This window comes from Bdellovibrionota bacterium, from assembly GCA_035292885.1.
GTDB lineage: Bacteria > Bdellovibrionota_G > JALEGL01 > JALEGL01 > DATDPG01 > DATDPG01.
Genome location: DATDPG010000183.1, coordinates 1 through 8,612 on the forward strand (window position 1 = coordinate 1; position 8,612 = coordinate 8,612).

Below are 8,612 nucleotides of genomic sequence, written 5' to 3' on the forward strand. Positions count from 1 at the left end.
ACTTATCCACACCCCATGCGGGGTGGCCGACATGGCCCGGAATGGGTGGCCGGCATCCTCCGGAATGCCCGGCCGACATCCTCCGGAATCACTGGCCGGCTTGGCCCGGAATCACCGGCCGATTTGCTCCGGAATACGCAGGATGAGCTTCGGCATTACTTGATTCAGCGCTCTTGCAAACGCTTTCTTGGCGGGTTCAACGAGCGCGGCGTTTTCTTCGCGGACGACACGTAACGCTCGCCTTTGGGCTTCCTCAGCCAATTCCTCTACCGTTTGATGATTATTTTGCAACCAACTTTGCACGAATAGGGTCACGAACATGCCGACGCCAAACGCGATGACGGCTGCGGCGGGGAGCGCGATGGCTATGGCATGCGCCCGGTTAGTGCGAAATAGAATATTGGGAGAGACCACAACGGAAATCGCGAGGAGGGCACTCAGGCTTTTCAATCGCCAACGGCATCGTGGTTCACGTCTGGGCCGCATCATCTTTGTCTACTATTAATGATTTCCCTCGAATCCAGAGGCTTTGTAGCATGTCCATGTAGAGGACGGTATAGCGGACATCAGCCCGCGCTCTGAGAAGGTGTATTCCCGGGAGTGGGGGATCCACAGAACCTCTCCACAAATAGGCCGAATACATGTCTGCAATCTAACCTTTCTTGGTTTATTCAACTGCTCTTGACAAAATGTTCCATAAATTGTACTGTTTCACATTGTGTGGAACAGTTATAAATATGGAACAAATAGCCTCAGCAGGATTATGGATCAACTGACCCAACGAACTCCCCCTTTGTGGAAGTTGAAGCTTAAGCCCTCAAGAGGGGCGGGGCTCTTGGAGATCAAAAGCCCAGACGGCGCTTCATCCAAGCTTACCGTCGAATGGCTGAAATCCCTCGATCCGAAGGATGTTTCCACATCGGTAGATCGGTTTCGGCAATCAAATACCCATGACCTTCTGGTGGCAGCACCCTTCTTAAGTCCCCGAACACGGGAGAAACTGGCAGAGGCACAGACGAGTTACGCAGATTTAACTGGAAATACGCGTGTCGCTCTATCGAAACCCGCGCTGTTCATCGAAACCGTCGGAGCCACCAAGAACCCCCGACGAGAAAATCGCCCCCTTCGATCTCTGAAAGGTCCCGCGGCAGCAAAAGTGATTCGGGCTGTTTGCGATTTTCATCCCCCCTACGGCGTGCGAGAACTTGCCTCTCGCATCCAGGCATCACCGGCTTCGATCTCGCGTGTGCTCAATCTGTTGGATAAGGAGGCAATCGTTGAAAAAGACTTTCGAGGAAAAATTTTGAACGTCGATTGGCAAGCGTTGATTCGTGCTTGGGTTAATACGTACAACGTCTTCACTTCAAATCGCTCACTCTCGCTGCTTGAGCCTCGTGGCCTCCCTGCCCTTCTCGAAAAACTGAAGCGCTCCAAACAGCGTTACTCCATAACGGGTTCATTCGCCGCCTCTCGTCGTGCGGTTGTAGCCCCCCCAAGGCTTTTACTGGTCTACGTTGACTCTCCCGAAGATGTCGCCAAAAATCTTTCGCTGCAACCTGCAGAAACAGGTCAAAACGTCATTTTCCTAGAACCGTTTGATCCAGTGGTCTTCGAACGAATATGGAAGAATGATGGGCTCACGTTCGCAAATCCAAGCCAAGTGGTCCCCGATTTGCTTACGAGCCCCGGTCGAGGGCCCGCGGAAGCAGAAAAACTGATGGAGTGGATGAAGGACAATGAAAACGCTTGGCGCAGTTGATCCTCTGTATGTTCAAGCCCGTTGCGTTTTGCTCGACGTGCTCGATGCGTTGGGCCTACATAAACAATCCGTTGTTCTTGTCGGAGCTCAGGCGATCTATATGCACACGGGTGAAGGGGATCTCGCCGTGGCCCCGTACACAACCGACGGCGACGTCGTCATCGATCCACGTGTCTTGTCTTCTGAACCAAAACTTGAAGAAGTCATGAAAAAGGCCGGATGCGTACGCGCGGACAATCCTGGAGTCTGGACGGGAAAACATGGCATTCAAATCGATCTTCTCGTTCCAGAAGCTCTTGCCAGTCCAGGTCGAAGAGGCGCAGAAAACAATCTCTTCTTTGGAGAAAAGCGATGCGCGAGAATACACCATCGCAGTAGCAGGTCCGGGCGCACTTTTGGTAGCAAAGCTTCACAAAATTTCTGACCGGATCAATCAACCTGGGCGGCAGAATGATAAAGACGCGCTCGACATTTTAAGACTTCTTCAAACATTTTCAGCAAAGGAGCTTGCCGACAGGTTCCAGCTCCTTCTGGGAGATGAAATGTCCGCCGCCGTAACAAAATCGGCACTCGAACATCTCCGTTTTCTTTTTCAAAAGGCGACGGCCCAGGCTCACAAATGGCCGCCCGTGCGGCCGCCCCTCTTGAAAACCCGGGAACCATTGCCGCTTCTTGTTCTGCACTCGTAAAAGATTTACTTATCTTGAGGCACCCAAAATTATCAATATAGGCTCTTCGTTAGAGATCAGATTCATCAATAATAAAACGCTCCAAGTACTGGACAATCTCTTCTGTTTCGAGATCATTCTCCAGAACCAAACTGATATTAAATCTTGGAAACACGATACGGACGCAATCGGAATCGATAGATTGTGTTCGAAAGTAGGTACGGTGTCCTCGACTTTTCACATATAACTTTGCCGTGGTCCAAAAGACGGAAATTATCTGGGACGCGGCGCTTCGGCAGAAGGTGCAACGGATGGTAGACCGAATTGTCGAACGATTTCATCCGGAACGAGTGATCCTCTTTGGATCCCATGCCCGGGGCACAGCCGGACCGGACAGCGGCGTGGACCTTCTCGTGGTCATCCCTGGAATTCGATCCAAAAGGGCGACTCGGTAGTGGACAGATCGATTCCATCAAGCCTCGATCTGCTTGAGCAAAGCCCGGGGTAGGGCGGGAGATCGGTGCCGTTTGGCGTCGGCGATCAGTTGCTTTTCCTTCTCCGTCAACGCGAGCAGGAATTTGTAACGTGATTCACACAAAGAGATCAGCTTCTCCGGAACAACGTTCTCGCTCCGTCGAACCAATTGTTTGAGGTCGTTCCAGTCGTACTTGCCCAATCGAAAGCGCTTCAGGAAGCCTGCCGGGTCGAAGGCCTCGCGGACGTTCCAGCACTTGATGACGGCCAAGGCCCGGATCAAGGTACCGTTGAGCGGTTTCTCCGCCGCCTTGGCCAAGTCGTAGAGATCGCGCGACCGCACCCGTTGGAAGGAGGCGCGAATCTTTTCGGCCAGCAGCTCCTCAAAAGAGAAACACGAGACGGAGAAGGGTGCGAATTCCAGGGTCTTGAAGTAAGTCTGCGGCTTGAGCGGCAGGTTTACCAGTGAAAGCGACGGCGGCTCGCGGAGACTGATGTCCAGCTTAAAACGGGCTTCGTTCCACGAGTGCCCATAGCTTACGATAGCCCCGCACGAAAAACCGTCCTCGGCCACATAGAAATCTTTCGTGTTGACGTTAAAGGTCAGCCCGTAGGCCGGCTTACCCAACGCCGTCAGCAGCTCCAGAATCACGTCGTCGGCATTAGCAACGTTGCTACTCGTGAAATCCAAGTCCACGGAAAACCGCGTCTCCTTGCCGTAAACACATTTGCGCAGGCAGGTCCCTCCTTTGAAAGCCAGGGCCTTGAGCAGCCCGGCGTCCTCAAGGATTTTCAGGACATAGGTAAGCACGATTTCCCGTTCGGCGATCTCAAGGTTGACCTGAGAGCCCTGGGCAAAAAGGTCCGCATATCTCTGCTCGATCATCCGATGCGGACCTCTCCCAGGAGTTCTTTGCGTGGCACATTGAGGATCAAGCTCCAGCGCTTGTTGAGTTCCCCTTCCGTTCCCCAACGCCGGGGCATGCCAAGATACGCGGGAATTCGCTTGCCAAGGGTTTCGAGGTAGGCATTCACATTTTTGGGCAGGGCGACTTGCAAAAGCTCACACAGATAGCCGAAGCGACGCGCCAGCGCGCTGTCGTCAAATCGACGCAAATAGCCGAGGAGCTTGCGGAAGTTCAGATTCTTTCCCGCGTGGAAGACGACTTGGGCCACGGCCTCAATTCCGCCGACGAGTTCGGGACGGTCCAATGCGTCCAGGACGGATCGCTCCAAGTCCGAAACATTGATTTTCTCGCCCATCACCAAGGTCTCCTCATCACCAAAGAAGCGCTTGCGAGAAAGCTCGATGAATTCGAAGCGCGTGTTCTTGAGCTCGAAAGGCCGCTTTGGGCGAGAGAGCGCGACATGAATGACGGTCGGAACCTGAGTTAAAAGCCCATGTTGAACACACGCGAAGCGGTAAGCAAAGAAATATGGCTTTGGAAGCAGGCGTGCGAGCAGAAAAGGATTCATTTCCGGAATGCCCTTGGGACCGCGTTCGGCGCCGATGAGAAAGAAGTGTCCCGGAGCGACGGATTCAAGCCAGCCCTTCTTATGGAGGATGTGCGCCAACTTGTAGGCATAGTTTCGGGAGCATCGGAGGCGCTTTACGATGTCCTCGATCGTAATCAGCCGCTGCTTGTCCCATTCGAGGGCCAGCACCAGGTCGGCTTCCCGCTTTGAGAGGCTTCTCCGTGTCATTATATTAAATCCATCTTATCTTACTGATTTAGTAAGAATATAAGGTATAGATATAACGCGGTCAAGACTCATCCGGATTTGAAAGATATTGAAATTTCCTTGCAAAAAGAAACAGTGGATCGTTTTCGAAATGAGAGGAAAGACGTTAAAGGGAATCCCTGGACTCCTTCACTCGATTTTCTCGCAATGGTAGCTGAAGTCTTTGGCGACGAGAAAGCGGCTCAACCGATTTGCGACATCGGTCATGAATTTTGAATTCGGCAGTAGGCATGGGGTCTCCCGATTCTCGATTCTGCTAGACCGACCTCCGTAGGAACTCGATTGAGCGCTATAGCGGGGCCCATGGTTCAGGTTCAGGCCTGCGTCCCCTAAATTCCGTGACGTGTGAAATGGACACGATTCATCCGGTAAGCGATAATTCTATATATGGATGCTGGCAAAATGCCGCCGTTTCTGGCCGACCAACGTGGGAAAATTCTAGAACTGGCCGAGCGGCACGGAGCCACGAACGTCCGCATATTCGGATCCTTCGCCCGGGGTGAAGCGCGGCCTGACAGCGATGTGGATATTCTCGTTTCCATGAAACCTGGACGGAGTTACTTCGATTTTGTCGCCCTGTGGCAGGATCTGGAGGAACTCCTGGGACGAAAGGTAGATGTCGTTTCCGACAGGGGAATTAGCCCCTATTTGCGGGACCGAATTCTGTCGGAAGCCCGTCCCCTATGAAGAAGGATGATCGAGTCTATTTGTTTCACGTTCGAGACGCCATCCATCAAATTTTGACTTACGCCAAAGATGGACAAGATGGTTCACGAGTACTCTGGGATCGATCTCGAATTGGTATGGGACGTCGTGGATAAAGAGCTGCCGAATCTTGAAACGAAAATAAATTATCTGCTGGTGGAGTTGAAGACGTAATTAAATTCGGGTCGCGTCGTGTGCCTCCAGGATTTCGGTATGGTGTCCCCCGATTTAGGTCGAATCGCAATATGATGGTGGGGAGTTAACGCGAAGCTGACAAAAATTCGGGTCCAGTCGTGTGTCCCGCGATTTACCCGATTTACGATTTACCGATTTATTTACCGCGCCAACCTCATTCTGGTGTCGAGATCTGGTGCATCTAGGTCATATTGCGGCGGCTCTAGCTCTTCCGGCGGTATTTCGAGCCGTGGTAGATCACGCATGATAACGGCGGCCGCACGAGCGATATCGGCGGGCGTTATCGGTGGCTCCGGCGGTGGCCCCGGCGGTTTTGGCTCCTGGCTCACCAGCCATTCCTCATATTTAGCCTGACCTTTCTGGCTAGCCTCTTGTAGTTGTGCTTGTCTCTCACGTTCCAATGCTTCGTTTATTAGCACGCTTTTATTTTGGCGGAGATACCAAGAAGAACGAAACTCATAACCAGCGTCTTCGGGCTCTTTGATACCCAGCCCTTCTAATAGCGGTCCTAATATTCGTCGGAGTTTTGGTGTTATTCCCTCAGTTTTTTCCAGTCTTTTTACATGCTCAATCTTGTTCTCCAGTCCCACACTTTTTTGTTCTCGTATTTTCGGCTCTTCTAGATAGCGCCACTTTCTCCTGGCGAGATGCTCCTCTCGCTCGATTTCATATTTTTGCCGTAATTTTTCGATCCGGTCCATGATTTCCAACCGGTCCTTGGTCTCAAGATTTCTCGTTTCGCAATATTTCCGCTTAAGGAAATCGTTAACAGCCGGCCCGATTTTTTCGAGACGTTGAAGTGACTCAAGCTTAGCCGAAGCCTCCTCTCTTTTCTTAAACGAGTCGTCGCCGAGCTGTTTGACGAGCTGTTCAAATCTGTCCTCCTCCAACCCCATCGGATCCCCTTTATTCCACCCATCCTCACCAAACGCCGAGAACCCGTTCCCCTGTCTATGCTCCCAGTTGCGATTGCCAGAAGGGTCAATTTGGATGAACCTTCCCGTCTTCGGATCGTAGTACCGATTTCGGAAGTAATAGAGCCCTGTTTCCGAATCGAGGTACCGACCCTGGAACATGTAAGGGTTCCCCACGACCGAAGCCGAAAGCGGCGTCGTTCCATCCGCAGCAAAGATACTCGGCTGTCCCAGCCAACTGTACTCATAAAACTCCACGACGTTCTGACCGCTATCGCTCAGCGCTCCCACAAAGCCCTGCGAATTCCCGTGATAATAAAAGACCGGCGCGCCAACTTGCGTGGCGTCCTTGATTTGGACATGTTCATCGATCCCCCGACCGTCGACGTACTGGCGAAGAAGTGCATTTCCGCCATCTCGTTCCTCCACCACCTGCCAACCGTTATAAAGATAGCGAATGCTTCCACCGGCAGAAAACGATTTCAAAACACGTCGGTTATTGGGCGCATACGCGTAACTCACGAGGAGAGTATTCGGCGGCAGAAAGTCTCTTACCTCTACGAGTCGATCGCTGTAATCATAGACGAACCTCAAGTCCCCGTCGGCGCGGAGCGCGCTATTGTCATCGTACTCTTGGGTCTTTCCGTCAAAGGACGAATACTGATTCATCCCCGATTCCGAAGGAATTCCATCGACCACCGGGTTTCGGGGCACCCCTTCGTCGTCAAAAGCCGTCATGCTGTCCGCGCCGTCCAGCAAACGGGTGCTTGGAGTCGTTCCGTTACGGTTAAAACTCAACATCCGATACTTCGAATCAAACGAATATGTATCGAGATGGTTGGAAAGATGTTCACGCGTCTCGGTGATGCGTCGATTCGTTCCGATCCCTGACGGACCATTGTACGTGTTCACATACGCCGTGATCGGTAAAGCTGTGGACGTTTTCCAAGTGTGTCGTGTGTCTCTCCGATTGTTATCGTACCCCGCATTCAAACCGGAGATCGTCTGCGTTTCCGAATCGTTCCGCTTATCCAGAACAGCTCCATTCCCCAGCGTCGTCCGCGAATCGCGGAACGGGCCGACATATTCAAACCCGGCGATCAGTGGGCCTCCCGCCCCCTCGCGAATCTCCGACAACCGATCCAGGCCGTCGTAGTTCCGAAAGACCTTGCGGAGGTTCGGATATGTGTCCGAAACGCGTCGTCCTGCGCCCTGCCATTCCGCGTCCACGTTAAGTGTTGGGCGTACGCCGATCATCTGAGTTTCGCGGAGCTTGCGCGACAGCGAATCGTAAGCGTAGAGGTATTCGACATCTTCCCCCGCGCCGTTGTTGTCGAACGCGCGGGTCACGCGATCGAGGCCGTCATATCCCCAGGTTTTAAGCGTTGTTCCCAAGACTAAAGCTGTCGCGCCGCCGTTATTGACGCTCACCTGCGTGGGCCGACTCTCGGCATCGTGTGTCCAGGTCTCGACGGAGTTGTTTTGGTTCCGATGCTGGTCAAGCTCACTGTCGGCGTTGTAACTCCATGTTTCAAACGTTCCGTCGTGATAATCGGACCTCCTCTTTCGATCGAGATCGTCGTAGGTATACTGGGTCGCGTATAACTTATCGTCCGTTCGCGACTTCAGCCGATGGAGCGCGTCCCAAGTCTGGGAAATCGTGATGACGCCGTCTCCCCCTCCTTGGGTTGGATCAGCGCTCCCCGCCGATGCATTGGTCCCGGTCGAAGAGAGATACGTCCGGCTATCGAGCAGCCGGCTCAACCGGTCGTGGCGCATTTCCGTCTGATTTCCAAGTGCATCGATCGTTTTGATCAGATTGTCGCGCGAATCGTATTGCGAAGTCGTCGTCTGGCCGTTCGGCTCAACGAGAGTTTCGATTCGGTTTAACGAGTCGTACGTGTAAGCGGAGAGAAACTCCTCATTCGCCGCAATCAACGGCGATTTCTCGATGCCGCGGGTGGTCAGGAGGTTGCTGTTCTTATCGTATGCGCTTTCGACTTCGTTTCCTGTCGGATCCATCGTCTGAATAACGCGCGAAAGGCCGTCGTATCGCGTCTCGAACGTATCATCATCGGCATCGACAATTCCGACCGCGCGACCCAAGCGATCATGGAGAATTATCGATGAGACGCGGCCATCGCCCGGATCGAG

General features: G+C 52.9%; 10 protein-coding genes. 6 read left to right on the plus strand and 4 right to left on the minus strand.

Annotation, left to right across the window (positions count from 1 at the left end; all coding sequences use genetic code 11):
- Positions 1 to 111: 111 nt before the first annotated feature.
- Entirely contained in the window at positions 112 to 450 is a 339-nt protein-coding gene (locus VI895_13090) for a hypothetical protein (protein ID HLG20734.1), read from the minus strand.
- A 706-nt stretch (positions 451 to 1,156) separates the two neighbouring features.
- Here VI895_13090 and VI895_13095 point away from each other — a divergent pair.
- The 3 genes from VI895_13095 to VI895_13105 all read left to right on the plus strand — a co-directional run bounded on the left by VI895_13095 (position 1,157) and on the right by VI895_13105 (position 2,882).
- Complete coding sequence (locus VI895_13095; GenBank protein ID HLG20735.1) at positions 1,157 to 1,759, plus strand: hypothetical protein; 603 nt, start codon at positions 1,157 to 1,159, stop codon at positions 1,757 to 1,759.
- A gap of 260 nt (positions 1,760 to 2,019) precedes the next feature.
- A complete protein-coding gene (locus VI895_13100; GenBank protein ID HLG20736.1) occupies positions 2,020 to 2,448 on the plus strand; it encodes a hypothetical protein in 429 nt (142 codons plus the stop codon).
- A 233-nt stretch (positions 2,449 to 2,681) separates the two neighbouring features.
- The gene (locus VI895_13105; GenBank protein HLG20737.1) at positions 2,682 to 2,882 is read left to right on the plus strand and encodes a nucleotidyltransferase domain-containing protein; all 201 of its coding nucleotides are present in this window, start codon (positions 2,682 to 2,684) and stop codon (positions 2,880 to 2,882) included.
- 17 nt (positions 2,883 to 2,899) lie between these two features.
- Here VI895_13105 and VI895_13110 read toward each other — a convergent pair whose 3' ends face one another.
- The gene (locus VI895_13110; GenBank protein HLG20738.1) at positions 2,900 to 3,787 is read right to left on the minus strand and encodes a nucleotidyl transferase AbiEii/AbiGii toxin family protein; all 888 of its coding nucleotides are present in this window, start codon (positions 3,785 to 3,787) and stop codon (positions 2,900 to 2,902) included.
- Positions 3,784 to 4,605, minus strand: coding sequence for a hypothetical protein (locus tag VI895_13115; protein ID HLG20739.1), 822 nt, complete (start codon positions 4,603 to 4,605; stop codon positions 3,784 to 3,786). Before VI895_13115 ends, VI895_13110 begins: the two co-directional genes overlap by 4 nt.
- A gap of 99 nt (positions 4,606 to 4,704) precedes the next feature.
- Between VI895_13115 and VI895_13120 the strand changes: the two genes are divergently transcribed.
- The 3 genes from VI895_13120 to VI895_13130 all read left to right on the plus strand — a co-directional run bounded on the left by VI895_13120 (position 4,705) and on the right by VI895_13130 (position 5,523).
- The gene (locus VI895_13120) at positions 4,705 to 4,860 is read left to right on the plus strand and encodes a hypothetical protein (GenBank protein ID HLG20740.1); all 156 of its coding nucleotides are present in this window, start codon (positions 4,705 to 4,707) and stop codon (positions 4,858 to 4,860) included.
- A gap of 186 nt (positions 4,861 to 5,046) precedes the next feature.
- Positions 5,047 to 5,331, plus strand: a complete 285-nt coding sequence (locus VI895_13125) for a nucleotidyltransferase family protein (GenBank protein HLG20741.1) — start codon at positions 5,047 to 5,049, stop codon at positions 5,329 to 5,331.
- Between the two features lie 69 nt (positions 5,332 to 5,400).
- On the plus strand, positions 5,401 to 5,523 hold the full coding sequence (locus VI895_13130) for a HepT-like ribonuclease domain-containing protein (GenBank protein HLG20742.1): 123 nt from the start codon (positions 5,401 to 5,403) through the stop codon (positions 5,521 to 5,523).
- Positions 5,524 to 5,684: 161 nt separating this feature from the next.
- Here the strand turns inward: VI895_13130 and VI895_13135 are convergent.
- Positions 5,685 to 8,612: RHS repeat-associated core domain-containing protein (locus VI895_13135; GenBank protein HLG20743.1), on the minus strand; the 2,928-nt coding region annotated here is incomplete at its 5' end.